The organism is Streptomyces sp. NBC_01166 (genome assembly GCF_045039765.1).
In the GTDB taxonomy this organism is placed as follows: domain Bacteria; phylum Actinomycetota; class Actinomycetes; order Streptomycetales; family Streptomycetaceae; genus Streptomyces.
The window spans coordinates 5,994,535-6,020,634 of sequence record NZ_CP108613.1 but is presented as its reverse complement, the minus strand read 5'-3'; the positions used below and the strand labels follow the sequence as shown (position 1 = coordinate 6,020,634).

At 70.3% G+C, this 26,100-nt stretch carries 29 protein-coding genes, 1 pseudogene and 1 riboswitch; of the genes and pseudogenes, 3 read left to right on the top strand and 27 right to left on the bottom strand.

Annotation, left to right across the window (positions count from 1 at the left end; translation table 11 throughout):
• Window positions 1-151 precede the first annotated feature (151 nt).
• The 5 genes from OG379_RS27855 to OG379_RS27835 all read right to left on the bottom strand — a co-directional run bounded on the left by OG379_RS27855 (window position 152) and on the right by OG379_RS27835 (window position 5,953).
• Window positions 152-1,177 (bottom strand): ABC transporter ATP-binding protein, encoded by a 1,026-nt coding sequence (locus OG379_RS27855; protein ID WP_405665726.1) that lies wholly within the window; start codon window positions 1,175-1,177, stop codon window positions 152-154.
• 2 nt (window positions 1,178-1,179) lie between these two features.
• The gene (locus tag OG379_RS27850) at window positions 1,180-2,829 is read right to left on the bottom strand and encodes an ABC transporter permease (protein WP_405668674.1); all 1,650 of its coding nucleotides are present in this window, start codon (window positions 2,827-2,829) and stop codon (window positions 1,180-1,182) included.
• 44 nt (window positions 2,830-2,873) lie between these two features.
• Complete coding sequence (locus OG379_RS27845; RefSeq protein WP_405665725.1) at window positions 2,874-3,968, bottom strand: thiamine ABC transporter substrate binding subunit; 1,095 nt, start codon at window positions 3,966-3,968, stop codon at window positions 2,874-2,876.
• A 73-nt stretch (window positions 3,969-4,041) separates the two neighbouring features.
• Window positions 4,042-4,158, bottom strand: a riboswitch (TPP riboswitch).
• A 77-nt stretch (window positions 4,159-4,235) separates the two neighbouring features.
• Complete coding sequence (gene rlmN / locus OG379_RS27840) at window positions 4,236-5,342, bottom strand: 23S rRNA (adenine(2503)-C(2))-methyltransferase RlmN (RefSeq protein ID WP_393763934.1); 1,107 nt, start codon at window positions 5,340-5,342, stop codon at window positions 4,236-4,238.
• Window positions 5,343-5,425: 83 nt separating this feature from the next.
• A complete protein-coding gene (locus OG379_RS27835; RefSeq protein WP_405665724.1) occupies window positions 5,426-5,953 on the bottom strand; it encodes a hypothetical protein in 528 nt (175 codons plus the stop codon).
• Between the two features lie 251 nt (window positions 5,954-6,204).
• Here OG379_RS27835 and OG379_RS27830 point away from each other — a divergent pair, with 251 nt between their 5' ends.
• The gene (locus OG379_RS27830) at window positions 6,205-6,360 is read left to right on the top strand and encodes a hypothetical protein (RefSeq protein ID WP_405665723.1); all 156 of its coding nucleotides are present in this window, start codon (window positions 6,205-6,207) and stop codon (window positions 6,358-6,360) included.
• Window positions 6,361-6,436: 76 nt separating this feature from the next.
• Here OG379_RS27830 and OG379_RS27825 read toward each other — a convergent pair whose 3' ends face one another.
• The 5 genes from OG379_RS27825 to rpsB form a co-directional block, all read right to left on the bottom strand.
• Window positions 6,437-7,525, bottom strand: a complete 1,089-nt coding sequence (locus OG379_RS27825; RefSeq protein ID WP_405665722.1) for a phosphatidate cytidylyltransferase — start codon at window positions 7,523-7,525, stop codon at window positions 6,437-6,439.
• Window positions 7,525-8,082, bottom strand: coding sequence for a ribosome recycling factor (frr, locus tag OG379_RS27820; protein ID WP_031100531.1), 558 nt, complete (start codon window positions 8,080-8,082; stop codon window positions 7,525-7,527). The genes OG379_RS27825 and frr overlap by 1 nt, the downstream gene beginning before the upstream one ends.
• Window positions 8,083-8,197: 115 nt before the next feature.
• Window positions 8,198-8,971, bottom strand: coding sequence for a UMP kinase (gene pyrH, locus OG379_RS27815; protein ID WP_362931504.1), 774 nt, complete (start codon window positions 8,969-8,971; stop codon window positions 8,198-8,200).
• Between the two features lie 157 nt (window positions 8,972-9,128).
• Window positions 9,129-9,965, bottom strand: a complete 837-nt coding sequence (gene tsf, locus OG379_RS27810) for a translation elongation factor Ts (RefSeq protein WP_329233355.1) — start codon at window positions 9,963-9,965, stop codon at window positions 9,129-9,131.
• A 101-nt stretch (window positions 9,966-10,066) separates the two neighbouring features.
• Window positions 10,067-11,002, bottom strand: coding sequence for a 30S ribosomal protein S2 (rpsB, locus tag OG379_RS27805; protein ID WP_329233353.1), 936 nt, complete (start codon window positions 11,000-11,002; stop codon window positions 10,067-10,069).
• Window positions 11,003-11,279: 277 nt separating this feature from the next.
• Here rpsB and OG379_RS27800 point away from each other — a divergent pair.
• A pseudogene (locus OG379_RS27800) lies at window positions 11,280-11,726 on the top strand (peptidoglycan DD-metalloendopeptidase family protein); the annotation flags it as partial.
• A gap of 155 nt (window positions 11,727-11,881) precedes the next feature.
• Here the strand turns inward: OG379_RS27800 and OG379_RS27795 are convergent.
• The 17 genes from OG379_RS27795 to OG379_RS27715 all read right to left on the bottom strand — a co-directional run bounded on the left by OG379_RS27795 (window position 11,882) and on the right by OG379_RS27715 (window position 24,707).
• The gene (locus tag OG379_RS27795) at window positions 11,882-12,439 is read right to left on the bottom strand and encodes a TetR/AcrR family transcriptional regulator (RefSeq protein WP_405668673.1); all 558 of its coding nucleotides are present in this window, start codon (window positions 12,437-12,439) and stop codon (window positions 11,882-11,884) included.
• A 97-nt stretch (window positions 12,440-12,536) separates the two neighbouring features.
• Window positions 12,537-13,373, bottom strand: a complete 837-nt coding sequence (gene whiG, locus OG379_RS27790) for an RNA polymerase sigma factor WhiG (protein ID WP_099177583.1) — start codon at window positions 13,371-13,373, stop codon at window positions 12,537-12,539.
• 262 nt (window positions 13,374-13,635) lie between these two features.
• Window positions 13,636-14,808, bottom strand: a complete 1,173-nt coding sequence (dprA, locus tag OG379_RS27785) for a DNA-processing protein DprA (protein ID WP_405665720.1) — start codon at window positions 14,806-14,808, stop codon at window positions 13,636-13,638.
• On the bottom strand, window positions 14,805-16,427 hold the full coding sequence (locus OG379_RS27780; RefSeq protein ID WP_405665718.1) for a YifB family Mg chelatase-like AAA ATPase: 1,623 nt from the start codon (window positions 16,425-16,427) through the stop codon (window positions 14,805-14,807). The genes dprA and OG379_RS27780 overlap by 4 nt, the downstream gene beginning before the upstream one ends.
• On the bottom strand, window positions 16,427-16,786 hold the full coding sequence (locus tag OG379_RS27775; RefSeq protein ID WP_393763922.1) for a YraN family protein: 360 nt from the start codon (window positions 16,784-16,786) through the stop codon (window positions 16,427-16,429). The genes OG379_RS27780 and OG379_RS27775 overlap by 1 nt, the downstream gene beginning before the upstream one ends.
• Window positions 16,787-16,918: 132 nt before the next feature.
• The gene (locus OG379_RS27770; RefSeq protein WP_003965949.1) at window positions 16,919-17,227 is read right to left on the bottom strand and encodes a DUF2469 domain-containing protein; all 309 of its coding nucleotides are present in this window, start codon (window positions 17,225-17,227) and stop codon (window positions 16,919-16,921) included.
• 63 nt (window positions 17,228-17,290) lie between these two features.
• Entirely contained in the window at window positions 17,291-17,779 is a 489-nt protein-coding gene (locus OG379_RS27765; protein ID WP_405665717.1) for an NUDIX hydrolase, read from the bottom strand.
• The gene (gene lepB, locus OG379_RS27760) at window positions 17,769-18,539 is read right to left on the bottom strand and encodes a signal peptidase I (RefSeq protein WP_405665715.1); all 771 of its coding nucleotides are present in this window, start codon (window positions 18,537-18,539) and stop codon (window positions 17,769-17,771) included. Before lepB (OG379_RS27760) ends, OG379_RS27765 begins: the two co-directional genes overlap by 11 nt.
• A 49-nt stretch (window positions 18,540-18,588) precedes the next feature.
• Window positions 18,589-19,470, bottom strand: coding sequence for a signal peptidase I (gene lepB, locus OG379_RS27755; RefSeq protein WP_405668671.1), 882 nt, complete (start codon window positions 19,468-19,470; stop codon window positions 18,589-18,591).
• On the bottom strand, window positions 19,388-20,446 hold the full coding sequence (lepB, locus tag OG379_RS27750) for a signal peptidase I (protein ID WP_405665714.1): 1,059 nt from the start codon (window positions 20,444-20,446) through the stop codon (window positions 19,388-19,390). The genes lepB (OG379_RS27755) and lepB (OG379_RS27750) overlap by 83 nt, the downstream gene beginning before the upstream one ends.
• Window positions 20,439-21,212, bottom strand: a complete 774-nt coding sequence (gene lepB, locus OG379_RS27745; RefSeq protein ID WP_393763914.1) for a signal peptidase I — start codon at window positions 21,210-21,212, stop codon at window positions 20,439-20,441. The genes lepB (OG379_RS27750) and lepB (OG379_RS27745) overlap by 8 nt, the downstream gene beginning before the upstream one ends.
• A 45-nt stretch (window positions 21,213-21,257) precedes the next feature.
• Entirely contained in the window at window positions 21,258-21,608 is a 351-nt protein-coding gene (gene rplS, locus OG379_RS27740; RefSeq protein ID WP_033304056.1) for a 50S ribosomal protein L19, read from the bottom strand.
• A gap of 124 nt (window positions 21,609-21,732) precedes the next feature.
• On the bottom strand, window positions 21,733-22,554 hold the full coding sequence (gene trmD, locus OG379_RS27735) for a tRNA (guanosine(37)-N1)-methyltransferase TrmD (protein WP_405668669.1): 822 nt from the start codon (window positions 22,552-22,554) through the stop codon (window positions 21,733-21,735).
• On the bottom strand, window positions 22,554-23,168 hold the full coding sequence (gene rimM, locus OG379_RS27730) for a ribosome maturation factor RimM (protein WP_405665712.1): 615 nt from the start codon (window positions 23,166-23,168) through the stop codon (window positions 22,554-22,556). The genes trmD and rimM overlap by 1 nt, the downstream gene beginning before the upstream one ends.
• A gap of 107 nt (window positions 23,169-23,275) precedes the next feature.
• Window positions 23,276-23,515, bottom strand: coding sequence for an RNA-binding protein (locus OG379_RS27725; protein ID WP_014153811.1), 240 nt, complete (start codon window positions 23,513-23,515; stop codon window positions 23,276-23,278).
• 2 nt (window positions 23,516-23,517) lie between these two features.
• Window positions 23,518-23,958 carry a 30S ribosomal protein S16 gene (rpsP, locus tag OG379_RS27720; protein WP_104789428.1) on the bottom strand — a complete coding sequence of 147 codons (441 nt, stop codon included), beginning with the start codon at window positions 23,956-23,958 and terminating at the stop codon, window positions 23,518-23,520.
• A gap of 155 nt (window positions 23,959-24,113) precedes the next feature.
• On the bottom strand, window positions 24,114-24,707 hold the full coding sequence (locus OG379_RS27715) for a hypothetical protein (RefSeq protein ID WP_003965961.1): 594 nt from the start codon (window positions 24,705-24,707) through the stop codon (window positions 24,114-24,116).
• A gap of 520 nt (window positions 24,708-25,227) precedes the next feature.
• On the opposite strand from OG379_RS27715, the gene OG379_RS27710 reads away from it, so the two are divergent.
• A complete protein-coding gene (locus OG379_RS27710) occupies window positions 25,228-26,094 on the top strand; it encodes a methyltransferase domain-containing protein (protein WP_393763908.1) in 867 nt (288 codons plus the stop codon).
• The last annotated feature ends 6 nt before the right edge of the window (window positions 26,095-26,100 follow it).

The window sequence follows — 26,100 nt, the reverse complement described above, 5'->3', positions numbered from 1 at the left end:
TGCGGCCGGGCATCGCGAAGACGCCGGCGCGAACCGCCGCCACGCCCTCGGGCGCACACGGTGGTCGAGATCGACTACCGGCCGGGCCTCCTGGCCGTGCGCTGCCGGCACCGGAGGGCGCTGGAGGGCGTGAGCACCGGCCCGGTTCGCCCTACGCCTCCGGGGGAAGGACCACCGTCTCCGCCGGGTCGAAGGTCACGCCCACGGTGGCCCCCTCCTCGGGGGTGTCCCGCAGAGCGCACTCCGCCTCCAGGGGCGGCCCGTCGTCGGGACGCAGGATGACGGTGACGTGGTGGCCGCGGAAGGTGCGTACGCCCACCGTGCAGCGCAGGCCTTCCTTGGGGCCGCCGATCCGGACGCCGCCCGGCCGCACGAGCAGCTCGCACTCGCCCTGCGGCGAGTCCTCGGGCACCGGGACCTTGCCCCAGACGGTGTCGGCGGCCGTACCCGTGACCGTGGCGTCCACCAGATTGTCGAAACCGAGGAAGCGGGCGACGAACGCCGACGCGGGCTGCTGCCAGACCTCCAGCGGGGTGCCCGCCTGGGCGATCCGGCCGTCCCGCATGACCACGACCCGGTCGGCGAGCGCGAAGGCCTCGCCCTGGTCGTGGGTAACGGCGAGCACCGTCGTGCCCAGCCGGCCGAAGAGGGTGCGCAGTTCGACGACGAGCCGTTCGCGCAGGCTCCGGTCCAGCTGGCCCAGCGGTTCGTCCAGCATCAGCAGTTTCGGGCGGGGCGCCAGGGCCCGGGCGAGTGCCACCCGCTGTTGTTCCCCGCCGGAGAGGGCGGCGACGGCCCGCCGCCCGGCCCCGGGCAGACCGACCATGTCCAGGAGTTCACCGGCCCTGCGGTCGCGCTCCGGGCGGGGGACGCCGTGCATGCACAGTCCGAAGGCGACGTTGGCGCCGACATCCCGGTGCGGGAAGAGCTGGTGGTCCTGGAACATCAGGCCGAGCCCGCGGCGGTGTACCGGCAGCCGTGCCTGGTCCGCGCCGTCCAGGAAAACCCGCCCGCCGTCCAGAGGCTGCAGCCCGGCCACGGCCCGCAGCAGCGTCGACTTGCCGCTGCCGCTCGGGCCCAGCACACAGACGATCTCGTGGTCCGCGACCTCCAGGTCCACCGCGTCCAGCGCGGTCCTCCTCCCGAACCGGACCGTGGCCGACTCCACTGTCAGCATCTCTAGAACTCCCCGGATCGGTCGGTACGGATACGTTCGAGCAGGAGCAGCGACACCGCGCAGACCAGCATCAGAATCGTGCTGAGGGCCATCGCCTGCCCGTAGTTGAGCTCACCCGAGCGCCCCAGCAGCCTGGCGACGGCGACCGGCAGGGTGGGGTTGTCGGGGCGCGCGATGAACACGGTCGCGCCGAACTCACCGAGCGACACGGCGAAGGCGAAGCCGGCGGCCACCAGCACCGCCCGCCGCACCAGCGGCAGGTCGACCTCCCGCCAGGCCCGCAGCGGCGACGCGCCGAGCACCGCCGCGGCCTCCCTCAGCCGGTCGTCCACCGCGCGCAGGACGGGCAGCATGGTCCGTACGACGAAGGGGACGCCCACCAGCGCCTGGGCGAGCGGCACGAGGATCCAGGACGTGCGCAGATCCAGCGGCGGCTTGTCGAGCGTGATCAGGAAGCCGAAGCCGACGGTGACGGCGGACACTCCGAGCGGCAGCATCAGCAGGGCGTCGAAGCCACGCACCAGCGGTCCGGCGTGGGGGTACCGCCCGCTCGAGCGAAGCCGAGCGTGGGGGAGGGTGAGGGCCGACGCGGCGAGACCCCCGATCACCAGGGCGATCAGGGTCGCGACGAGTGCGTAACGCAGGGAGTTCCCGATGGCGTCGAGCGGCGGGACCAGGAAGGTGGAGCCGCTCGCGTCGGCCGACTGCAGCGCGCGGTAGAAGCCGAAGCCGTAGCCGCCCGAGGTGTCCAGGGAGCGTTCCACCAGTACACCGAGCGGCACCACGATCAGCAGCAGGACGGTCAGCAGTACCCCGCCGAGCAGCGCCCACTGCCCTGCGCCGTGCGGGCGGCGGGAGGTCTGGGCCGGGTCCACGAGCTTCAGCGCGGTCTCCCGGCGCCGTACGGTCCACGCGTGGACGGCGAGGATCCCTCCGACAGCGGCGAACTGCACCAGGGTCAGTACGGCGGCCGTCGGCAGGTCGAGCAGCTGGGCGGTCTGCCGGTAGATCTCGACCTCCAGCGTGGAGTAGGCCGGACCGCCGAGGATCTGGACGACACCGAAGGAGGTGAAGGTGAAGAGGAAGACCATCAGAGCCGCCGCGGCCACGGCCGGGGCGAGCGCGGGCAGGGTCACACGCCGCCAGGCGGCCAGGCGGCCGGCCCCGAGCACCCGGGCGGCCTCCTCCTGCCGGGGGTCGAGCTGGGACCACAGGCCGCCGACGGTCCGTACGACGACCGCGTAGTTGAAGAACACATGGGCGAGCAGGATCGCCCACACGGTCGTGTCGAGGCGGACCCCCCAGAGTTCGTCGAGGAACCCGCCACGCCCCAGCAGCGCCAGGAACGCCGTGCCCACGACGACGGTGGGCAGGACGAACGGCACGGTCACGACGGCACGCAACAGCTGCTTCCCGGGGAAGTCGAAGCGGGCGAAGACATAGGCGCCGGGCAGTGCGATCAGCAGGGTGAGCGCGGTCGAGGCGAGGGCCTGCCAGGTGGTGAACCAGAGGACGTCGAGGATGTCCGGCCGGCTCAGCACCGTACCGATCCGGCCGAACTGCCAGTCTCCGTCCGTCTTCAGGCCCCGGCCGACGATGGCGACGACCGGGTAGGCGAAGAACAGCGCGAAGAACGCGCCGGGCACGGCCATGAGACCGAGCCGCACCGCGTTCCCCCTCCACGGGGACCGCGCGACTACTTCACGACGAGCGAGGACCACGACTGGACCCACTGCTCACGGTTCTTGGCGATCTTCTCCGGGGCGACGGTCGCCGGCTTGTCGACGGTGGCCCCGAACTTCGTGAAGAGCTCCGGCAGCTTCGCGTCCTTCACCACCGGGTTCACGAACATGTTCAGCGGCATGTCCTCCTGGAACTGCTTGCTGATCAGGAAGTCCAGGAGTGCCTTGCCGCCTGCCTCGTTCTTCGCGCCGTCCAGCAGTCCGGCGAACTCGATCTGGCGGAAGCAGGTGCCGGTGGCGACACCGGTCGGGGCCTCGCTGGGCTGCGGATCGGCGTACAGCACCTCGACGGGCGGGCTGGAGGCGTACGAGACGACGAGGGGCCTGTCGGCGTTGGCCTTCTTACCGCCCGCGGAGCCGGAGAACTCCTCGTTGTAGGCCTGCTCCCAGCCGTCGACGACCTTGACGCCGTTGCTCTTCAGCTTCTTCCAGTAGTCCTGGTAACCGGCCTCGCCCTGGCTGGCGACGGTGCCGAGGAGGAAGCCGAGGCCGGGCGACGAGGTCGCGGCGTTCTCGGTGACGAGGAGGTTCTTGTACGCGGGCTTCAGCAGGTCGTCGAAGGAGTTCGGCGGGTCGAGCTTCTTGTCGGCGAAGTACTTCTTGTCGTAGTTGACGCAGATGTCGCCGGTGTCGATGGGCGTGACCCGGTGCTTGTCCGCGTCGAGCTGGGCGTCGGCCGCGACGCGGTCCAGGCCCTTCGCCTCGTACGGCGTGAACAGGCCGTTGTCCAGAGCGCGGGAGAGGAGGGTGTTGTCGGCGCCGAAGAACACGTCGCCGCGCGGGGAGCCCTTGGTCAGGATCTCCTGGTTGAGCGCTGCCCCGGCGTCCCCGCTCTTCAGCACCTTGACCTTGTAGCCGGTCTGCTTCGTGAACGCCTTCAGGACGGCGTCCGAGGCGTTGAACGAGTCGTGACTGACGAGGGTGACGGTCTTCGAACCGGCTCCCGTGTCACCGGAAGACTTGTCGTCGGAGCCCCCGCAGCCCGCGAGCGCGGTGACTCCGAGCGCGGCGGCGAGCGCGGTCGCCGCGTACTTCGTCGTGGTGTTCATGGTGATGTCCTCCTGGAGGTGACCAGGAAGAGACGCGGCCCTGCCCGCTCGGCGAGCGGGCAGGGCGCAACAGCTTGAGTAAGGTCCGAACTTCCTACCCGGAATGACCCGGGCGAGGTTCAGAGGGTCTGCGGCCGACCTGTCCTCGGTGCCGCACTCTCAGCGCTGTGGCGCTCCCCTGTCGGAATATGAAGTTGATTTCCCGGCCAGGCTACACCGGCCGGATCACGCCGGACCGGCCGGATCCTGCCCGTATGCGGGACCGCCTCAGCGCTCGGACGCCGCCAGCTGCCCGCAGGCGCCGTCGATCTCCTGGCCGCGGGTGTCCCGGACGGTGACCGGGACCCCGTGGGCGGCGATCGCCTCGACGAAAGCCTTCTCGTCCTCGGGCCGCGATGCGGTCCACTTGGACCCCGGCGTCGGGTTGAGCGGGATGAGGTTGACGTGCACCCGCTTGCCCTTGAGCAGCCGGCCCAGCCGGTCGCCCCGCCAGGCCTGGTCGTTGATGTCGCGGATGAGCGCGTACTCGATGGAGATGCGGCGGCCCGACTTCTCCGCGTACTCCCACGCGGCGTCCAGGACCTCAGCGACCTTCCAGCGGGTGTTCACGGGGACGAGGGTGTCGCGCAGTTCGTCGTCCGGAGCGTGCAGCGAAACGGCGAGGCGGCACTTGAAGCCCTCGTCGGCGAAGCGGAGCATCGCCGGCACCAGACCCACCGTGGACACGGTGATCCCGCGCTGCGAAAGCCCGAGGCCGTCCGGCTCCGGGTCGGTCAGCCGGCGGATCGCCCCGACCACGCGCTTGTAGTTGGCCAGCGGCTCGCCCATGCCCATGAAGACGATGTTGGACAGTCGCGCGGGCCCGCCCGGGACCTCCCCGTCGCGCAGGGCCCGCATGCCGTCCACGATCTGGTGCACGATCTCGGCGGTCGACAGATTACGGTCGAGCCCCGCCTGCCCGGTGGCGCAGAACGGACAGTTCATCCCGCAGCCGGCCTGTGACGAGATGCACATGGTCACCCGGTCCGGGTAGCGCATGAGGACGGACTCGACGAGCGTGCCGTCGTGCAGCTTCCAGAGCGTCTTGCGGGTGGTGTCGTCGTCGCAGCTGATGTGGCGCATCACCGACATCAGGTCGGGGAACATCGCCTCGGCGAGCTTCTCCCGCGACGCGGCCGGGATGTTGGTCCACTCCACCGGGTCGTGCGCGTACCGCGTGAAGTAGTGCTGCGACAGCTGCTTGGCACGGAAGGGCTTCTCGCCGGTCGCGGCGACTGCTTCCTTGCGCTCGTCGGGGGTGAGGTCGGCGAGGTGCCGCGGCGGCCGCTTGGCTCCACGGGGCGCGACGAAAGTGAGTTCTCCGGGCTTAGGCATGGTTCATCCAGTGTCGCAGACACGCCGAGGTACTCATGGCCGCCGGAGAACCGTGCGGTACGCCGGGGCCGGCACGGCCGGCGTCAGCCGTGGTCCTGCAGGGCGGACCGCATGTGGCGGTGGTGCTCCAGGGCACGGCGGCGCATCCAGAAGACCCAGGAGCAGAACACCACCACCCCGGCGACGAAGATCAGCGGGACGGTCAGCGAGCCGGTGACGACTCCGAGCACGAGCATGCCGGCCGCGATCAGGCCCATGAAGGCCAGCCAGTACGGAAGCCACCGGCCGCCCCGCTCCATCCTGCCCAGCTGCTCGGCGACCAGTTTCTGCATGGTCGCCCGCTTCTCGGGGTCGCTCGGCACCTCACGGTGCCGTATCTGGCGGTTGAGCTCGGCGATCCCGCGGGGGTCCACGCCGGCCGCACGGCCGGTCCTGCGGCGCTGGGCGGCCACGATACCGATGGCGACGGCGGTGAAGACCGCTGTCTGGATCACCCACCAGCCGAGGTGCCCGTCCCGGCGGAACAGGGCGTTCACCCCCACTCCGAGGACGAAGATCAGCACCGCTTGCGCGGCGAGACTACGGTCGAGCCAGAGCTTCAACACACGCACGGCATGTCCTCCCCGGGGCGACGGGACACCCTCTGTCACCCCTCGGATACCCCGCCCGGCCCGGTCCACCGCCGGCACCTGAACGGTCACCCGGACCGCACCGGCCAGGGATCCGCCCTGCCGGAGTGCGCGCGCCTCGGTCCGGCCCCGTCAGCGGCCCGGCTGCGGGAGCCTGACCACCGCGGTGGTGGTACGGGAGCCGCTCACCGCGCACACGGGTGTCCCGCACGGAATGCGGGCACACGACGCCCATGACCTCTCACGTGTTGGTCGCAGCCGAACTCGCCGGGCGCTGGCAGGGTCCCCCGTGGTTCAAATGGGCGTTCCTGGCGGTGTGGGTCCTGTTCGCGGTGTTTCTTCTCGTACGGCTCCGCAGGAACGGCTGGAAGCTTCCCCGACGTCGCTGAGCACACGCGGACGGGGCCCGCCGTCCGGTGGACGGCGGGCCCCGTCGAAGAGCGACGCAGGAAGTCGGTGCTCCGCTCAGCCGGATCCGACGAACAGCACCAGCAGCAGCCATACGACCGGGGCGCTCGGCAGCAGCGAGTCGAGCCGGTCCATGATGCCGCCGTGGCCGGGCAGCAGCGTGCCCATGTCCTTGATCCCCAGGTCCCGCTTGATCATCGACTCGCCGAGGTCCCCCAGCGTGGCGCTGGCGGCGACGGCCAGGCCCATCAGCAGGCCCTGCCACCAGCTCCCGCCGTCGATCAGGAACTCCATGCACAGGGCGCCGGCCACCATCGCGAAGGCGACCGCGCCGAACAGGCCCTCGCGGGTCTTCCCGGGGCTGATGCGGGGTGCCAGCTTGTGCGTGCCGAAGCGCCAGCCGACGGCGTACGCGCCGGTGTCGCTGACCACGGTCAGCAGGAGGAAGGTCAGCACACGCCAGGCACCGTCGTCCGCGGTGAGCATCATCGCGACGAACGTCGCCAGGAACGGCACGTAGAACACGGCGAAGACGCCCGCGGTGACGTCCTTGAGGTACCCCTCGGGGGGCTCCGTCATCCGCCACACGAGCACCGCGAGGGCGGTGAGCGCCATCGCGACCCAGGCGCCCTCCGCCTCCCGCACATAACCGGCGACCACCATCGCGGCGCCGCCGACGGCGAGCGGCACGAGCGGGGCGTTGATGCCCTTGCGCTCCTTGAGGCGGGACGTGAGCTCCCAGAGGCCGACCACGACCGCCAGCACGACCACGCCGACGAAGATTGCCTTGACGATGAACAGGGAGCCGATGACGAGGGCACCGAGACCGACACCGACACCTATGGCTGCACGCAGATCACGCCCCGCGCGCTTCTTGGGCGGCGGCGGGGACGGCAGCGGGGTGGACATGGGCTCCTGCGGCTTCTCGTCACGGAACAGGGGGCCGCTGACGCGCGCGGCGTCCCCGTTCCGGTCGTCGCGGTCGTCAGCGTCTCTACCTGCGTCGGGAACGTCCGGCACGATGGGCATGGGCCGAGTCTGCTGGGCGCCGTGCACATCGTATGCAGGACCCGCCGGAGCGCCCCCCATCTCGGGCGCGCTCCGGTAGCCGGCTCCCTGCGGGGCGCCCCAGGAAGAGTCGTTCATCAGACTTCGAGCAGCTCGGCTTCCTTGTGCTTGAGCAGCTCGTCCACCTGCGCGACGTACTTCGCGGTGGTGTCGTCGAGCTCCTTCTCCGCGCGGCGGACCTCGTCCTCGCCGGACTCCTTGTCCTTGACGAGCTTGTCGAGCGACTCCTTGGCCTTGCGGCGGATGGAGCGGATCGAGATCTTGGAGTCCTCGGCCTTGGTCTTGGCGACCTTGATGTACTCCTTGCGGCGGTCCTGCGTGAGCTCGGGGAACGTCACGCGGATGATGTTGCCGTCGTTGCTCGGGTTGACGCCGAGGTCGGAGTCGCGGATCGCCTGCTCGATGTTGCGCAGCGCGGTCTTGTCGAACGGGGTCACCACGGCCATCCGCGGTTCGGGAACCGAGAACGAGGCGAGCTGGTTGATCGGGGTCAGCGCGCCGTAGTAGTCGGCGACGATCTTGTTGAACATCGCCGGGTGCGCACGGCCGGTCCGGATCGCGGCGAAGTCCTCTTTCGCGACCACGACGGCCTTCTCCATCTTCTCCTCGGCCTCGAGGAGGATTTCTTCGATCACCACGTGCTCCTGCGTGTCTTGAGCGGACCCGGCATCGTCGGGTCCTGCGGATCCTGCGTCGCGTCCTCACCTGCACGGTGTCCGACCGGCAGGCCGTTGTCCATCTTCTGGGCCGTCAGGCCCGGGTGCTCCGGTCGCTCACCAGCGTGCCGATCTTCTCACCCTTCACCGCGCGGGCGATATTGCCCTCCGTGGTCAGCTCGAAGACAAGGATCGGGAGCTGGTTGTCACGGCAGAGAGTGATGGCGGTGGCGTCGGCGACCTTGAGGTCCCGGGCGATCACCTCGCCGTACTCCAGGGCGTCGAACTTCACCGCGTCGGGGTTGGCCTTCGGGTCGGAGTCGTAGACCCCGTCCACACCGTTCTTCCCCATCAGCAGCGCTTCGGCGTCGATCTCCAGGGCGCGCTGTGCGGCGGTCGTGTCGGTGGAGAAGTACGGCATGCCCATGCCTGCGCCGAAGATCACGACGCGTCCCTTCTCCAGGTGCCGCACGGCACGGAGCGGGATGTACGGCTCCGCGACCTGGCCCATGGTGATGGCGGTCTGGACGCGCGAGTCGATGCCTTCCTTCTCCAGGAAGTCCTGCAGCGCCAGGCAGTTCATGACGGTGCCGAGCATGCCCATGTAGTCGGACCGCGCCCGGTCCATGCCGCGCTGCTGGAGCTCGGCGCCACGGAAGAAGTTGCCGCCGCCGATGACGACGGCGATCTCCGCTCCGTCGCGTACGACCGCGGCGATCTCGCGGGCGATGGCGTGCACGACGTCGGGGTCGACTCCGAGCCCTCCGCCACCGGCGAAGGCCTCGCCGGACAGCTTCAGCATGAAGCGGCCGGAAATCGCGTCGTCGCGCTTGTGGTCACCCTGTGTGGCGTCCGCGCCCTTGTTCATGGAGATTCTCCTCGTGCACATACGAAGAAGGCCATTGCCGTGGGTCTGTTGTCCCTCAGCGGCAATGGCCTCCTCGTCAGATCTGCGGTCGTCCGGCTGAGTGCGGCCGTCGACTGCACCAGACCCTATCGGGGTCCACCGTTGTTCGCGGACGGACTCAGATGCCGACCTTGATGCGCGTGAAGCGCTTCAGGGTGACACCGGCCTCGTCCAGGACCTTCTGGACGGACTTCTTGTTGTCCAGCGCGTAGGGCTGGCCGAGGAGGGTGGCCTCCTTGAAGAAGCCGTTGACGCGACCCTCGACGATCTTCGGGAGCGCGGCCTCGGGCTTGCCCTCGGCGCGCGTGGTCTCCTCGGCGACGCGGCGCTCGGCCTCGACGACCTCGGCCGGGACGTCCTCGCGGGACAGGTACTTCGGGGCGAAGGCGGCGATGTGCTGCGCGAGGCCCTTGGCCAGCTCGGCGTCGGCCTTGTCCAGCTCGACCATGACACCGATCTGCGGGGGCAGGTCGGGCATGGTGCGGTGCATGTACACGGAGACGTACGCGCCCTGGAACTGCGCGAAGCGGTCCAGGACGATCTTCTCGCCGAGGTTGGCGTTGGCCTCGTCCACGTACGCCTGGACGGTCTTGCCGGGCTCGATCTCGGAGGCGAGGAGCGCCTCGATGTCGGCCGGGGAGGTCGCGGCGACGTGGGCGGCGAGCGTGTTGGCGACGGCCTGGAACTTGTCGCCCTTGGCGACGAAGTCCGTCTCGCACTTCAGCTCGAGCAGGACGCCGGACGTCTTGTCCTCGGCGAGGAGGGAGACGACGGCACCGTTCTCGGCGGAACGGCCCTCGCGCTTGGCGACGCCCTTCTGGCCCTTGATGCGGAGCGCCTCGACGGCACCGTCCACATTGCCGTCGGCCTCGTCGAGCGCCTTCTTGCAGTCCATCATGCCGGCGCCGGTGAGCTCGCGGAGCTTCTTGACGTCAGCGGCGGTGTAGTTCGCCATGAGTCTGTTTCTCTCTCGAAGTCTGAAAGATCTACGGGTGAACGGCGGGGGCGGTGCCAGTGCACCGGCCCCCGCCGTCATTCAGCCGTGACTGACGGGTGTCAGGCCTGCTCGTCCGTGGCCGGAGCCTCGGCGGCGGGGGCTTCGGCGGCGGGCGCCTCGGCCTGCTCGGCAGCCTGCTCGTCGGCGGCGGCGGCCGGCTCGGCGTCGGCGGCCTTCTCGGTCTCGGCGGAGGACTGGACCTCGGCGTCGTCCTTCTTCTCGCCCGTGAGCAGGTCGCGCTCCCACTCGGCGAGGGGCTCGCCGGCGGCCTTCTCGCCCGGCTTCGAGTCACCGGTGGCGGCACCGGAGCGGGCGATGAGGCCCTCGGCGACGGCGTCGGCGATCACGCGGGTGAGCAGGGTGACGGAGCGGATCGCGTCGTCGTTGCCCGGAATCTTGTAGTCGACCTCGTCGGGGTCGCAGTTGGTGTCGAGGATCGCGACGACCGGGATGTGGAGCTTGCGCGCCTCACCGACGGCGATGTGCTCCTTCTTGGTGTCGACGATCCAGACGGCGCTCGGCACCTTCTGCATCTCGCGGATACCACCGAGGGTCTTCTCCAGCTTGGCCTTCTCGCGCGAGAGGACCAGGAGCTCCTTCTTGGTGAGGCCGGAGGCGGCCACGTCCTCGAAGTCGATGAGCTCGAGCTCCTTCAGACGCTGAAGGCGCTTGTAGACGGTGGAGAAGTTGGTGAGCATGCCACCGAGCCAACGCTGGTTGACGTACGGCATGCCGACGCGCGTCGCCTGCTCGGCGATGGCCTCCTGGGCCTGCTTCTTCGTACCCACGAACATGATGGAGCCGCCGTGGGCGACGGTCTCCTTGACGAACTCGTAGGCGCGGTCGATGTACGACAGCGACTGGAGCAGGTCGATGATGTAGATGCCGTTGCGCTCGGTGAAGATGAAGCGCTTCATCTTCGGGTTCCAGCGACGGGTCTGGTGACCGAAGTGGACGCCGCTTTCCAGCAGCTCCCGCATCGTGACGACGGCCATGGCCGTACTCCTTGAGGTACTCGGTTTTCGCGACCGCAGGATTGCTGTCGCGCCTGACGCCCCGACGCGCCGTGCCACGAGGGACCGAGGAGCGCGGCCACCGTCCGCAGAGAGGGAGGTGGCGGGGCGTGCGAAGTCGACCCGGTGACCCGGATCGCCAGAAGAAGTGTACGGGACCCGCCGGGTCCAGGGTGACGGCGATGTCCACAACCCCTCGGCCGTCCACAGATCCGGGCCATGATCCCCATGGAACGGGCCTGCGGGAGATCGTTGCTCCATGTGCCGCTCACCTGGAGAAACCACCGGCCGGCCGCGTGCCGCACGGGTGGCCGTCCTGCTCGCCTTGCTGCCCGCAGCGCTGTTCGCCCTCCTGGGACCGGCCTCCGCGAGAGCCTGGGCGGCGCCGCCGGGCGGTGACCGCGTATGGCCGCTCGCGGGCTGGCCCCTGGTCGTACGGGGCTGGGAGCCGCCCGCCGGTCCGTACGCGCCGGGCCACCGCGGGGTCGACCTCGCAGCCCCGCCGGGCACCCCGGTTCTGGCGGCGGCCCCGGGGCGGGTCGCCTTCGCGGGTCCGGTCGCGGGGCGCGGGGTGGTCTCCGTCGACGTGGCCGGGAGCGGGGAGCCGCCGCTGCGCTTCACGTACGAACCGGTGCGGGCGAGGGTCTCCGAGGGCGACGAGGTGGTCGCGGGGCAGGTGGTGGGGGTGGTCGGGCCGGAGCCGTCCCACTGCGTCTCCGGCTGTCTGCACTGGGGGTTGCGGCGCGGGGACGCCTATCTGGATCCGTTGTCGCTGCTCCCTCCGTCACTGCTGCGACGGGGGCCCTCCAGGCTGCTGCCGGTGTTCGGCGTACCGCTCCCGGAGGCGGACGGGAGTCGCTCTCAGCCCCGGACGCCGCGCAGGACCATGGCCACGGCCGTGTCCGCCACGATGCCCGGCTCCTCGGCCGCGCCCAGCTCGATCCTGCGCACCGCGGCGTCCACGGAGCCCTGCAGGAGCATGGCCGCGAGCCTCGGCTCGGCGTGGCCCAGGTCGGCGAGCGCCTCGACGATCATTGCGATCAGCCCGCCGTGCGCGGCACGGATCTTCTCCCGGGCGCCGGCGTCCAGCTCGCTCGCGGAGATCGCCACGACCGCGCGGTGCCGCCGGTCCCCGACGAGGTCGAGCTGGCGGCGCACATAGGCCTCGATCTTGGCCTCGGGCGTACCAGCCCGCTCCATCGCGTTCTCGACCTCGGCGGCCCAGACCGGGAAGTCGACGGCGCAGAGCTCCTCGACCACGGCCGCGCGGGAGCGGAAATACTCGTACACGGAGGACCTGGCGAGGCCGGTGCGCTCGGCGAGGGCGGGGAAGGTCAGCGCCTCCGTACCGCCCTCGGACAGCAAGGAGCGTGCGGCGTCCAGGAGGGCGCCGCGCTGCATGGTCCGGTGCTCGGCCACGGAGGCCGCTCGAATCCTGGGCACCCCTCCACTCTACGGCGGGGCCGGTTCGAAGGGGGGTGCGCGTCGGCGGACGGTTGGCCGAAGCCGCTCGCGCTCAGCGTCCGGCGTCGGCCAGCTTCGCCCGGAGCTGCAGCACCGACTTGGTGTGGATCTGGCTGACCCTGCTCTCGGTGACCCCGAGGACGTTGCCGATCTCGGCGAGGGTGAGCCCTTCGTAGTAGTAGAGCGTGACCACGGTCTTCTCCCGCTCGGGGAGCGTGTTGATGGCGCGGGCGAGCAGCCGTCTGAGCTCACGGTCCTCGGCGACCTCGACCGGATTGTCGGCCGCGGTGTCCTCCAGGGTGTCCATCAGGCTCAGCCGGTCGCCGCCCTCGCCGCCGACATGCAGCAGCTCCTCCAGCGCCACCACGTTGGCGAGCGACAACTGGCTGAAAACCGCGTGCAGTTCCTCCAGGGCGATGCCCATCTCCGCGGCCACCTCGGCCTCCGAGGGGGTGCGCCGCAGCTGCGCCTCCAGCGTGGCGTAGGCGCGCTCGACGTTGCGCGCCTTCTGCCGCACGGACCGCGGAATCCAGTCCAGCGCCCGGAGTTCGTCGATCATCGCGCCGCGGATCCGGGTGATCGCGTAGGTCTCGAACTTGATGGCCCGCTCGATGTCGAACTTCTCGATGGCGTCGATCAGCCCGAAGACGCCGGACGAGACGAAATCCGCCTGCTCCACATTGGACGGCAGCCCCACGCTGACCCGGCCGGCGACGTACTTCACCAGCGGTGAGTAGTGCAGGATCAGCTGCTCCCGCAGCCTCTCGTCGCCGGTGGTCTTGTACGAACGCCACAACTCGTCGAGCGAGGAGGGGGCGGGAGGACGCACAGTGCCACGCGCAGCCGGTGGTACTGCCGCGCGGTCAGACCCGGAGGTGTGCTGGGGCATGTGGTGCCTTGAGCCGTTCTGCTGTGAAGTGCTGGGACGTGTCTCTGGGGCGGAATCCTTGTGAGCGTAGCGTGACTGAGGTGTTGCGGTGCGCGCAGGACAAGGGAACCGTGCGGTGCGATTGCGTGCCAAATCCCTTGTTTTTCTCCCTCCACCTGACGAGGGTGACGGCGAGGACCGTCACCGCTCACACCGGTCCCCGGAGGCCTGACCGGGTGCCGCCGAGGTCATCTGCATCACCTTTTCACCCGAATGCTCCGGGTCAAGTACCGCCTCGCCGCGCGTCCCCATTGCGTGTCCGTCCCCGCGTCAACCGCCATCCGTCGCCCTCGCGTTCGACGAACCCCAGTGAGTGGAGTTCGTACAACCGCCCGAGGACTTCATCCATGGATGCTCCGGCGCTCCTGGCCACGTCGCGCCCCTCCATCACGCCCGTCCCCGGCAGCGCGTCCAGCACCCGCGCGGTGGCGGCGTCGAGGAGGTCCCTGGGCAGGACGGGGCCGCGTCTGGCCGGGGCCAGCTCGCCGATGTCCCCCACGAGCTCGGAGATCTCGGCGGCGTCGGTGACCAGGACGCCCTCACCGCGCAGGAGTTCATGGACCCCGGCCGAGAGACCGCTCGTGGCGGGGCCCGGCACCCCCATAGTGAAACGGCCCAGCCGTTGCGCGTTTCTCGCGGTGACCAGCGAGCCGCTGCGGTATTCGGCCTCCACCACCACGGTGCCTCTTGTGAGAGCCGCGATCACCCTGTTACGCAGGATGAATCTGGTGCGCGTCGGATGGTCCGACGGCGGCAGCTCTCCCATGACCATGCCCTGCTCCACGATGCGTCCGATCAGCTCGGCGTGTCCCCGGGGATAGGCCACGTCCACGCCGCAGGCCAGCACCGCCATGGTCGCGCCGCCCGCGGCCAGCGCCCCGCGATGGGCGGCGCCGTCCACTCCGAACGCCGCGCCGGAGACCACGACCCAGCCCCGCTCCGCCAGCCCCGCGGCGAGCGTCGCCGCCATGTGCGCCCCGTAGGGCGTACAGGCCCGGGCGCCGACCAGAGCGACGGAGCGCAGCGCCCAGAGGCGCAGGTCGGACCGGCCGCGCACCCAGAGGCCGATCGGCCGTGCGTCCCCCAGGTCGTCGAGCTGGCTCGGCCACTCCCGGTCACCGGGGCAGACGAACCGCCCGCCGACCGCGGCGATCTCCGCCAGATCCCTCCCGGGGGCGGCGCTCGACGCACGCAGGCGGTACGCGGCGAACCGGGTCGCCGTCATCCCCTCCATCGCCTGGGCCGGTCCCTCCGCGCCCGTGAGACGCCGTATCAGCTCGACGGGCCCGATCTCACGGATCCAGCGGCCGGCGCGCTCGTCCCCGGGCTCGAACACCCGGGTCAGGGCGGCGCGTGCCAGCCGCTCGAGCTCGCCGTGGGCGGCCGGGGCGTTCACCGGGCGCCCGCCTGCATCGGGACACCCCGCTGGATGCCCGTACGCAGCTCCAGCGCCACCGCGATGTCCGAGGCGTCCGGGCGGTCGGCGGCCCTCAGGTCCGCCACGGTCCAGGCCACGCGCAGGACCCGGTCGAGGCCGCGGGCCGTGAGGACGCCACGCTCCATGTCCCGCTCGGCCGCCATCAGGGCGCCTGGGGCCGCGACCAGCCTGGTCCGCAGCTCGTGCCCGGGTACCTCGCTGTTGGTGGTCCAGGGGGTGCCCGCGAGCCGCTCGGCGGCGCGCTCCCTGGCTGCCCGCACCCGGGTGGCCACCTCGGCGGAGGACTCCCCGCGGCCGCCGCTCCCCATCAGGTCCTCCCTTCCGACGGGCTCGACCTCGACGCGCAGATCCACCCGGTCGAGCAACGGACCCGACAGCCGCGCCTGATACCGGCGGACAGCGGAGGGCGGGCACTCGCAGCCCGCCCCGGCCAGGGTGTGCCTGCCGCACGGGCAGGGGTTCGCGGCCAGGATCATCAGGAAGCGCGCGGGCAGCCGGACGACCCCGGCCGCGCGTGCGACCACCACGTGTCCGGACTCCAGGGGCTGGCGCAGCGCGTCGAGGGCCCGGCCGGAGAACTCCGGGGCCTCGTCCAGGAAGAGGACGCCCCGGTGCGCCAGGGAGACCGCTCCCGGCCGTGGCAGGCCGTTACCCCCGCCCACGAGTGACTGCATCGTCGCCGAGTGGTGCGGGGCGCAGTACGGCGCTCTGCTGATCAGGGGTTCACCCGGCGGGAGGATGCCCGCGACCGAGTGAACCGCCGTCACTTCGAGGGATTCCTGCCGGGAAAGGGGCGGCAGGATCGCCGTGAGCCGCTCGGCCAGCATGGTCTTTCCCGCCCCGGGCGGCCCGGAGAGCAGCAGGTGGTGTCCCCCTGCCGCCGCCACCTCCAGGGCCTTGCGCGCCCGCCCCTGGCCCGCGACGTCGGCCAGATCGGGCCGGTGCGCCGTGCCGTCGGCCGACAGTGGAGCCAGCCCCGTGCCGAGGCCCGCTCCGGGCACCATCAGCCCGGCGAGCATGGCGTCGGGGCGGCCCCGGTCGGCGTCCGGCTCCTCGGGCACGGGTTCGTCACCGAGGACGGCGATCAGCTGGCGCAGGCTCCGTACGCCGAGGACGGAGAGTCCCGGCACGAGCGCGGCCTCCCCCGCGGTCTGCTCGGGGACGACAACGTGCCGGTACCCCGCTTCGGCCGCCGCGAGGACCGCGGGCAGCACCCCGCGCACCGGGCGCACCCTGCCGTCGAGGCCCAGCTCCCCGATCATCACCACATCGGCGATGGCCGCGGGGTCGATCCGCTCCGCCGCGCCGAGCACCGCGCACGCCACCGCGAGATCGAAACCCGAACCGCCTTTGGGTACGGAGGCGGGGGACAGCCCCACCGTGAGCTTCTTCTGCGGCCACTCCGCCCCGGAGTTGACGACCGCGGCCCTGACCCGGTCCCGGCTCTCCACCAGGCTCTTGTCCGGCAGACCCACGAGCGTGAACGCCGCCACGCCCGGTTCCAGATCGGCCTGGACCTCCACCACCACACCCTCGACGCCGACCAGCGCCACCGAGCACGCCCGCGCGAACCCCATCAGGCCACGCCCCGCACATGCTCGGTGACCGGGGCGCCGCGCCTGGGCAGGATCACGCCGATCAGATCGATCCGGACCCCGCCGGGCGGCGGCCCGCCGTGCCGGTCGAGCCAGATCTCGGCGAGTCTGCGCAGCCGCTCCGCCTTGGCCGGTGTGACGGCCTCCATGGGGTGCTCGAAGGAGCCCGCCCTGCGGGCCTTCACCTCGCAGACGACCACCGCGTCGCCGTCCCTGGCGACGATGTCGATCTCTCCTGCGCGACACCGCCAGTTGCGCTCCAGCACAGTCATGCCGGCGTCGGCCAGCAGCCGTGCCGCCAGATCCTCGCCGTACCGCCCGAGTGCCCCCCGTGCGTTCATATCGGCACCACCTCCGGCACCGACTGTGACGCGCCCCGCCCGATCTATTGGATCTTGGTGGACAACCCGGCGGATGTGAATATCCCGGCCACTCGGACGAGTGAACCGGGATATCGGAGGAGCACGCCGGGGTCAGCCGCCCGGTAGTTCGAGATCGCTCTTGTTGAGCTCCTCGATGTTCACGTCCTTGAACGTCAGCACCCGGACCTGCTTGACGAACCGGGCGGGCCTGTACATGTCCCAGACCCACGCATCCGCCATGGAAACCTCGAAAAAGACCTCGCCCTGGACCGAGTGCACCTGCATCTCGTAATCGTTGGTGAGGTAGAAGCGCCGTTCGGTCTCGATCACATATTTGAACAGACCGACGACATCGCGGTACTCCCGGTAGAGCTTCAGCTCCATCTCGGTCTCGTACTTCTCGAGGTCCTCGGCACTCATGGCATGTTCCCCTTCAGCCGTGCGTCCCCCTATTGTGCGTCAGCCCCACGCACCCCTGGCCGATTAGACGATTTCGGGGGCGAGAACCAGCGGATCACTCGGGGGACCCTCGTCGAGCAGCGTGCGCAGCAGCCCGGCGAGCCTGGTCGGGTACACCGTCTCACGCGTGGCGAGAAGTTCGGCGGAAGTCCACCACCTCAGACCGGCGACACTGCGCAGCTCCAGCTCGGTGAGCCCCTTCTGGTCGGTCGCGGTCTGCGACGTACGGGCCAGGAAGTACCACTCGTCCTGGTCCCAGCGCCGCCCGTCGAACGGGAAGGAGCAGGTCCTCGTCCACAGCAGCGGGCCGAGGGAGACATCCGTGATCCCGGTCTCCTCGGCGAGCTCACGCAGGGCTGCGTCCTCGCGGGTCTCGTCGCCCTCCAGGCCGCCGCCCGGGGTGAACCACCAGCTCTCGGCCGGGTTCGCCGGCTCGAAGCCGTGCAGCAGCAGGATCCGGTCGTCCGGGTCCAGGAGCACCACGCGAGCGACCTTGCGTGCCTCAGTGAGCACCGGCGGACGCCTTCGGCCTCTTGCTCCGTGCGGAGCGCGCCGTGAGCGGACCGTAGGACGCCCCGCCCAGGATCAGCACCACACCCGCCACCAGGGCGCCCACCTGCAGCGGCAGCGGTCCCTCGGACGACACGCCGCCGGGCAGGGACGCGAAGGCGCCGGGCCGGCCGATCATGCCGTTCATGGGCCAGGCGATGGCGTCCACCCGCGCCTGGACGGCACCACGCGGCACCGAGCCCTGTCCCGGGTCCTCCAGGTGGACGCGGGAGTCCATGGAGGTGCTGCGCTCGTCCCCGAGGAGGAAGAGCTGGCCTTCGGGCACGTCGGCCGTGAAGTTCTGGGGCGAGGCCGGGGCGTTCCCGTCCGCCGGGAGAAGGGACGAGGCGCCCTCACCGCGCAGATACGGTTCTTCGATGGGCTTGCCGTTGACGGTGAGCCGGCCTTCCTTGTCGCAGCAGGCGATCTTGTCGCCGCCCACGCCCACGACCCGCTTCACCATGGGCACGTCGCCCCACGTCGAGTCGGTGAAGACGACCACGTCTCCGCGCCGCACGTCGCCGCCGTCTATCCGCTCCGCCAGGACCCGGTCGCCGGCGTTCACCGTCGGCGTCATCGAGTCGGTCGGCACGGTGTACGGCTTGTACACCACCGCTCCCCAGGCGAAACCGCCGAGGAAGAGCACACAGCCGACGGCCACGGCCAGGTTCGACAACACGTTGCCGAGCCGGCCGCGGCCGTCGTCACGTTCTGATCCACTCATCCCAGCGCTCCCCCATCGGAGATCGACAATCGCTGATCCGAGCGGCACCCTACCCGGCGGTATGCCCGCGGGTCAGCCTGCGGCGACGCCAGAACACGAGGGGCAGCGCTCCGGCTACACCGAGTGCTCCGGGAACGGCCGCCGAGGCAGCCGCGTTCAGACCGGGCTGGTCGAACGTCTTCGGCACCGGGAGGGTCGCCCAGCGGTTGATGGGCCAGGCCACGACCACGGCCCGACCGACCACCTCGTCCGTGGAAACCGTGCCCTGACCGGGAAGCTCCTGGTGGTAACGGGAGTCCAGCGAATTCTGCCGGTGGTCGCCCATCACCCAGATCCGGCCCTCGGGCACATGGATCGGCCCGAACGGCTCGTCGTCGCAGGCGCTGTTGCCCTCGAAGATGAACGACTTGTCGTCCAGCGCCTTGCCGTTGACCGTCACCGGGCCGTTCTTCTTGCACTGGACGGTGTCCCCGCCGACGGCGATGACCCTCTTGATCAGGTCCTTCTCCTCGGCGGACGGCATCAGTCCGATGAAGCTCAGGAACTTCTGCACCGCGTTGGGCTCGGGCGTCGCGGTGTCCTCCAGCCAGCCGCCCGGGTCATGGAAGACCACGACCTCTCCGCGCTCCGGCTCCGAACCGAACCACGGAGTCAGCTTGTCGACCAGCACCCGGTCACCCCGTTGCAGGGTGTTCTGCATGGAGTCCGAGGGGATCGAGAACGCCTGTACCAGGAACGTCTTGATCAGCAGCGCGAGAATGAGCGCGATGCCGATGAGGAGAGGCAGTTCCTTCCAGAACGAACGCGGCTTCTTCACCGCCGTACTGCCACCGCCCGGGGACTCGCCGTCACTCTCCGCCTCCACCCGGGCCCCGTCGCTCGAAGGCCGGTCCTCGGGTTCGTCGTGTCCGGATCGTGCGCCGACCGCCAAATCCCCCACATCCACTCCTCACTCCGTGCCATCGCCCGCGCCCGATTCGGCGCAGGCCCACCACTCCCATAACGAGCGGGAGTTCCGCAGGGGTCGGGAGCAGGACCATTCCGTTGCGATCCTGGGAGGACACACTATTCGACGGGGCCTTCGCAGCGGTCGCTCCGACGTCGCCCTCGGGAACGGAGGCATACGTTCCGGGCTCTTCCAGCCTGCGCCAATGCCCGAAGGGCCAGGCGATCACCACGGCCCGCCCCACGACCTCGTCCTCCGAAACCGTGCCCTTCCCCGGCTTGTCGAGGTGGAATCGCGAGTCGGCGGAATTCGACCGGTGGTCGCCCATGACGAAGATACGGCCCTCGGGAACCTTTACCTCGAATTTGAGAGTGGAGGGCACATCGCCGGGATTCAGGTACGGCTCGTCGAGCGCCACGCCGTTGACCATGATCCTGCCGTCGGCGCCGCAGCACTTCACGGTGTCGCCCCCGACGGCCACCACGCGCTTGATCAGGTCCTGCTCGTCCTCGGAGGGCAGCAGTCCGATGAAGGTCAGCAGTTCCTTGACCTGTTTGACCCCGGCGGGGGGGTCCTCGGTGGCCGCGGTCTCCTGCTGCAGCCAGCCCCCCGGGTCCTTGAAGACGACCACGTCGCCGCGCTGCGGTTCGGAGCCGAACCAGGGCGTCAACTTGTCCACCAGCACCCGGTCCCCGATCCGGATGGTCTGCTCCATCGACCCGGAGGGAATCACGAAGGCCTGGACGAGAAAGGTCTTGAGTACGAGCGCGATCAGCAGCGCGACCAGGACGAGGAGGGGGATCTCCTTGATCGCGGACCGGCGCCGGCGGCGTTTCACCTTGCGGGCCAGCTTGCGGCGCTCCGCCCGCGTGGGCAATGAGCGGCCCGTGGCCGGCCTCGACCCGGTGGGCAGCGGCTGGCCGGTGTCCGGCCCTCCCCGCGTACGCCCCCGGTTACCCATGGTCCGCGTCCGCCGGCCGTATACCGGTGAAGGCGTCGGTGCCCTCCAGGGAGCCGAGCCTGCCGAGCGGCCAGCCGAGCCAGTCGACCCGTCCGATCACCCGCTCCACGGGCACCATGCCGCCCCCCGGCTGCCCCAGGTGGTCCCTGGAGTCCCGCGAGTTGCTGCGGTGGTCGCCCATCACCCACAGCCTGCTCTCGGGCACCACGATGTCGAAGGAGACGTCGGACGGGCGATCGCCCGGGTGCAGATACTCCTCATCCACCGGAGCGCCGTTCACCTCGAGCCTCCCCCGCTTGTCGCAGCAGACCACACGGTCGCCCCCCACGCCCACCACCCGCTTCACGAAGTCGGACCCGGCGGGTTCGGCCAGTCCCAGGGACGCGGCCGCCCCGTGCAGCAGCGCCCCGACGGCGTTCCCGCCGGACGCCGTCTCCTGTACGAAGGATCCGGTGCCGTCGAAGACCACCACGTCGCCGCGGCGGGGCTCCGAGCCGAAACGGTACGCCAGTTTGTTGACGAGGACCCGGTCCCCGACGCGCAGCGTGGGCTGCATCGAGCCGCTGGGGATGAGGAAGGGCTGCAGCACGAATGCGCTGAAGAGCAGCAGGGCGACCGTGCACAGCATGCCCAGGAAGACGGTTCGCCCCCAGGTGATCGAGCCGGCCGGCCGGTCCCGGACATGCGTGGAGCGCGACCCCTCCTCCGCCCCTTCTGCGGGGCTGGAGGAACGATCGCGCTCCATGTGCTGTGCTTCCGTGTCCATCGGGGCCGAATCCTATCCGGCCGCGCTGTGGACGCCGGAGGTGAATCAGCGGTCGCGCTTCTCCTTGATCTTCGCGGCCTTGCCGCGGAGCTCACGGAGGAAGTACAGCTTGGCGCGACGGACGTCACCGCGGGTGACGAGCTCGATCTTCTCGAAGATCGGGCTGTGCACCGGGAAGGTGCGCTCGACGCCGACGCTGAAGGAGACCTTGCGGACCGTGAAGGTCTCGCTGATGCCCGAGCCCTGGCGACGGATGACAATGCCCTTGAACTGCTGGATACGGGAGCGGTTGCCCTCGATCACGCGCACGTGGACGTTGACCGTGTCACCCGGGCGGAACGCCGGGAGGTCGGTACGGAGCGAGGCGGCGTTGACGCCATCGAGCAGGGAAGTCATGTTGTCTGCTTTCTTCGCCGATGCCACAGGTCATCGACGGGAGAGAGTGAAGTTCGGATGCTGATCACATCGGGCGGGCGTCTTTCCCCCTGTGGCAGGGGCGCACGCCGGACGTACAGCGGGCCTATTCTTCCACGGCCTCGGGCCTGCGCCAAAATCGTCCGTCGGGCCCCGGGGACCAGCCGAGGATGGAGAGCATCTCGCGGTCCTTCTTGTCGAAGCCCGAGGCCTCGCAACGCTCGATGAGGTCGGGCCTGTTGAGAGCGGTACGACGGAAGGCCTCGTCCCGTCGCCAGCGTGCGATCCGGCCGTGGTGGCCGCTCAGCAGCACCTCCGGAATGCCACGTCCGCGCCACTCGGGGGGCTTCGTGTAGACCGGCCCCTCGAGCAGGTCGGCCATGGCCCCGGGCGCGAAGGAGTCGTCGCGGTGCGACTCGGCGTTGCCGAGCACGCCGGGCAGCAGCCGGGCCACGGCCTCGGTGATCACCAGGACGGCCGCTTCCCCGCCCGCGAGGACGTAGTCCCCGATGGACACCTCGATGACCGGCATCCGGGTCGCGTACTCGTCCATCACCCTGCGGTCGATGCCCTCGTAGCGGGCGGGAGTGAAGATCAGCCACGGCCGTTCCGAGAGCTCGACGGCCAGTTCCTGCGTGAAGGGCCGGCCGCTCGGCGTGGGCACCACGAGTACCGGGGAGTGCGCCCCGGCCTCGTATCCGCCGACCAGCGCGTCGTCCAGGGCGTCACCCCAGGGCTCGGTCTTCATGACCATGCCGGGGCCACCGCCGTAGGGGGTGTCGTCCACCGTGTTGTGCCGGTCGTACGTCCAGTCGCGCAGGTCGTGGACGTGTACGTCGAGACGCCCCCGGGCGCGCGCCTTGCCTACGAGCGAGACGTTCAGGGGCTCCAGGTACTCGGGGAAGATCGTGACGACGTCGAGCCGCATCACGCGTCGCCCTTCCCGGCTTCGGCCGCCGCGTCGCTCCCGGAGCCGTCCTCGTCCCGCGTGGCGGCGGGGTCCTCGTCACGCGTGGAGGCGATCACCGCCTCGCTCTCGTCGATCAGGCCCGGCGGCGGGGTGATGACGGCCCGCTGCTCCTCCAGGTCGATCTCGGTGACGATCTCCTCGACGAACGGGATCATCACCTCGCTGCCGTCCGGCCGTTCCACGATGAACAGGTCCTGCGACGGCAGGTGTGTGATCTCGGTGATCCGGCCGATCTCCGTGCCGTCGGTGAGGACGACGTCGAGGTCCATCAGCTGGTGGTCGTAGAACTCCTCGGGATCCTCGGGCAGTTCCGCCGGGTCGATCTCGGCGATCAGCAGGATGTTGCGCAGCGCCTCGGCAGCCGTACGGTCGCGCACGCCCTCGAACCGCAGCAGCAGCCTGCCGCTGTGCACCCGGCCGGTCTCGATCGTCAGCGGCCCGGCATGGGCGGGCTCCGTGGCCAGCACGGCACCGGGCCCGAGCCGGAGCTCGGGCTCGTCGGTGCGCACCTCGACGGTGACCTCGCCCTTGATGCCGTGGGCGCGACCGATCCGCGCAACTACCAACTGCACGCTAATTCTCCCGGTGATCTTTTACTTGAGGAGGCGGTCATGTACGGACGACAAAGGCCGGGGACGGCTCGAAAGCCCTCCCCGGCCCCGGCCGGTGTTCAACTCTTTCAGCGAACCTGGTCCACGTCGACGAGGTCGACACGGATTCCACGGCCGCCGATGGCACCCACGACGGTACGCAGGGCGCGTGCGGTGCGGCCGTTGCGGCCGATCACCTTGCCGAGGTCGTCGGGGTGAACCCGGACCTCGAGAACGCGTCCGCGGCGCAGGTCGCGCGAGGCGACCTGCACATCGTCGGGGTTGTCGACGATGCCCTTCACGAGGTGCTCAAGAGCCTCCTCGAGCACGCTCAGGCCTCGGTCGACTCGGTGGACGCGGCAGCGTCAGCCGCCTCGTCCGCCTTCTTGTCCGACTTCTTGGCCTTCTGGGTGATGGCCTCACCCTTGGCCTCGTCGCCGTCCGTGGCCAGGGCCTCGAACAGGGCGCGCTTGTCAGCCTTGGGCTCCGGCTGCAGCAGCGGCGCGGGGGCCGGGAGGCCCTTGTGGGCCTGCCAGTCACCGGTGAGCTTCAGGATCGCGAGGACCGGCTCGGTCGGCTGGGCGCCGACGGACAGCCAGTACTGAGCGCGCTCCGCGTTGACCTCGATGCGGGAGGGGTTCTGTACCGGGTGGTACAGGCCGATCTCCTCGATGGCCCGGCCGTCACGGCGGGTACGGGAGTCGGCGACGATGATGCGGTAGTGAGGCGAACGGATCTTGCCCAGACGCTTCAGCTTGATCTTGACTGCCACGGAAGTGGTGTCTCCTGGTCTCTGACGTGGTTGGGCACAAAAGATGCCACGTGGGGTTGCGGTACTCGGGTGCCCGATGGACGCGTCAGCCGGAGGAGAGAGGGGTCCTATGCGACTGTCGAGTACAGCTGACCATTGTGCCACACCACATCGGGTCACCCCACCGCGACCGCCGCTTCCGGGATGCGGAAGGGCTTGCCGCAGCCGCCGCAGACGATCGGAGCCTGCGCGAGGACGGAGGGGACGACGCGGACGTTGCGCCCGCAGTCGCAGACGGCCTTGACCCGCACCCCTCCCCCGGACGAGCCGTGCCGGGCGGCAGGACCGCGGAACGAGCGCTTGGTGTCCGCCGCGGTGGCCACGGTGTGCGCCTTGAGCGCCCGCTGCAGCCGTTCGGTCGTCGGGCGGTATCTGCGTTTGGCTTCGGGATTCAGCGTCACCAGCGAGAATCCGCTGCTGGGGTGGGGTTCCTCGGCATGATCGAGGCCCAGCTCCTCGGCGATCGCGAGGAAGCGTCGGTTGTGGTAGCGGCCGGCCCGGGAGGTGTCCCGGACACCTCTCGCGGCGGCGATGCCGTGGACTGCCTCATGGAGCAGCCGTTCGAAGGAGAGCTCGGCGCCACAGGCGGACGAGGACTCTCCGATCAGGGACTCTGGCGCGGCAAGATCGGGCAGCTCGGGGTGGTACCGCTGAATGTCGGCCCACGCCTGTGCCAGCTCTGCGGCAAGTACAGGTGGTGTCGTGCTCACGTCGTGACAACGAGCCTGAGTGCTCCGGTGTTCCTATTCCGGGGCATCTCAAATAATTTGCACGTACCAGTCAGTTGCCCTTGATGCGTCCGGACGAGGGCGGGTGCGCAGATCAGCGGAGAAGCCTCACAGCTCGCACCAAGGTGGTACGTAGCAACGCGTACGCACCGGCGTGGACGGGCGCCCCGCGAGTGACAGTACCCGGCACGGAGCGACGGCCGCACACCGGTCGTGACCGGCGGCCGGGGCGCTCGACGTGCTGCGCCCCGCGTGTCGGGTAAGACTGTGAGGAAGCGAGCAGCAGGCGTGCTGTTCCCGGCGCCCGCGTCCGCAAAGGCGCGCCCGGGGGCGCACGGCCGGAGCACGCAAGCAATGCCATCCCACTCCGTCCCACCTCTGGACGGGACCGCCGATGCGGAGTTCTCTGACATACGGGGGCTGTGGGCGCACACACACAGCAATAGACATGGGGGACCTCACTCGGGCACGACCGACCTCACGGCGGATTGGGGCGCATTCCATGACACCTACGCTCGTCCGGCACCACAGGTACGCGGATTCGTCCGCCCCGGTGGACGCCGGTACCCGCGCCCGTGACTGGGCCGAGATCCAAGAGCGCATGCTGGCACCGCTCTACGAGGCGGTGTACGAGCGCCTCGAAGTCGGGGGCGGTACGCGGATGCTCTCCCTCGGCTGCGGTTCCGGGCTCGCGCTGCTGATCGCGGCCTCACGCGGGGCGCGCGTCACCGGCGTCGACACCGACCGCGAACGGCTCGCCCTGGCCCGCGAGCGCCTCGCCTCCGGCCAGGGGCAGGACGCCGGCCCCGGCCGTACGGAGCCGCGGGCGAGGCTCGTCGACAGCATTCCGGCGGCCGCCCCCGACAGCGGGGCGCCGTACAACCTGCTGACCGCCTTCCAGCCGATCGGCTGCGCGGCCGGGGACTCCGAGGGGCTCGCGCCCGCTCTCGCCTCCGCCGTACCGCTGGCCGTGCGGGGAGCCACGGTGGTGCTGGCCGGCTGGGGACCGCCGGAGCGCTGTGCCACGGCTCCGGTGCTGAGGGTGGCGGCCCGGCTCACGGAGTCGGCGCGCGCCCCGCGCTCCGGGAGCGGCTGGCGACCCGCGCTCCGCGACGACCTGGAAGAGGTGGCGGCGCGGGCCGGGCTCAAGCCGGACGGCTCGGGCCGGGTGTCCTGCCCGTTCGGCTACGCGGACGTGGACAGCGCGGTGCGCGGGCTGCTGTCGACCGGGCTGTTCGACACGGCGATACGGGCGACGGACCGTACCCAGGTGGAGAAGGAGGTCGCGGAAGCCCTGCATCCGCATCTGCGGCCCGACGGCACGGTGTGGATGCCGAACGTCTTCCGCTACCTGGTGTGCGTGTCGTAACGGCCG

What these genes read in the sequence shown, in the direction of transcription:
- OG379_RS27855 (WP_405665726.1), bottom strand. Translation starts at nt 1,177, where the DNA reads ATGCTGACAGTGGAGTCGGCCACGGTCCGGTTCGGGAGGAGGACCGCG.
- OG379_RS27850 (WP_405668674.1), bottom strand. Translation starts at nt 2,829, where the DNA reads ATGGCCGTGCCCGGCGCGTTCTTCGCGCTGTTCTTCGCCTACCCGGTC.
- OG379_RS27845 (WP_405665725.1), bottom strand. Translation starts at nt 3,968, where the DNA reads ATGAACACCACGACGAAGTACGCGGCGACCGCGCTCGCCGCCGCGCTC.
- rlmN (WP_393763934.1), bottom strand. Translation starts at nt 5,342, where the DNA reads ATGCCTAAGCCCGGAGAACTCACTTTCGTCGCGCCCCGTGGAGCCAAG.
- OG379_RS27830 (WP_405665723.1), top strand. Translation starts at nt 6,205, where the DNA reads ATGACCTCTCACGTGTTGGTCGCAGCCGAACTCGCCGGGCGCTGGCAG.
- OG379_RS27825 (WP_405665722.1), bottom strand. Translation starts at nt 7,525, where the DNA reads ATGAACGACTCTTCCTGGGGCGCCCCGCAGGGAGCCGGCTACCGGAGC.
- pyrH (WP_362931504.1), bottom strand. Translation starts at nt 8,971, where the DNA reads ATGAACAAGGGCGCGGACGCCACACAGGGTGACCACAAGCGCGACGAC.
- tsf (WP_329233355.1), bottom strand. Translation starts at nt 9,965, where the DNA reads ATGGCGAACTACACCGCCGCTGACGTCAAGAAGCTCCGCGAGCTCACC.
- rpsB (WP_329233353.1), bottom strand. Translation starts at nt 11,002, where the DNA reads ATGGCCGTCGTCACGATGCGGGAGCTGCTGGAAAGCGGCGTCCACTTC.
- whiG (WP_099177583.1), bottom strand. Translation starts at nt 13,373, where the DNA reads ATGCCCCAGCACACCTCCGGGTCTGACCGCGCGGCAGTACCACCGGCT.
- OG379_RS27780 (WP_405665718.1), bottom strand. Translation starts at nt 16,427, where the DNA reads ATGGGGTTCGCGCGGGCGTGCTCGGTGGCGCTGGTCGGCGTCGAGGGT.
- OG379_RS27775 (WP_393763922.1), bottom strand. Translation starts at nt 16,786, where the DNA reads ATGAACGCACGGGGGGCACTCGGGCGGTACGGCGAGGATCTGGCGGCA.
- OG379_RS27770 (WP_003965949.1), bottom strand. Translation starts at nt 17,227, where the DNA reads ATGAGTGCCGAGGACCTCGAGAAGTACGAGACCGAGATGGAGCTGAAG.
- lepB (WP_405665715.1), bottom strand. Translation starts at nt 18,539, where the DNA reads ATGAGTGGATCAGAACGTGACGACGGCCGCGGCCGGCTCGGCAACGTG.
- lepB (WP_405665714.1), bottom strand. Translation starts at nt 20,446, where the DNA reads ATGGGTAACCGGGGGCGTACGCGGGGAGGGCCGGACACCGGCCAGCCG.
- lepB (WP_393763914.1), bottom strand. Translation starts at nt 21,212, where the DNA reads ATGGACACGGAAGCACAGCACATGGAGCGCGATCGTTCCTCCAGCCCC.
- rplS (WP_033304056.1), bottom strand. Translation starts at nt 21,608, where the DNA reads ATGACTTCCCTGCTCGATGGCGTCAACGCCGCCTCGCTCCGTACCGAC.
- trmD (WP_405668669.1), bottom strand. Translation starts at nt 22,554, where the DNA reads ATGCGGCTCGACGTCGTCACGATCTTCCCCGAGTACCTGGAGCCCCTG.
- OG379_RS27710 (WP_393763908.1), top strand. Translation starts at nt 25,228, where the DNA reads ATGACACCTACGCTCGTCCGGCACCACAGGTACGCGGATTCGTCCGCC.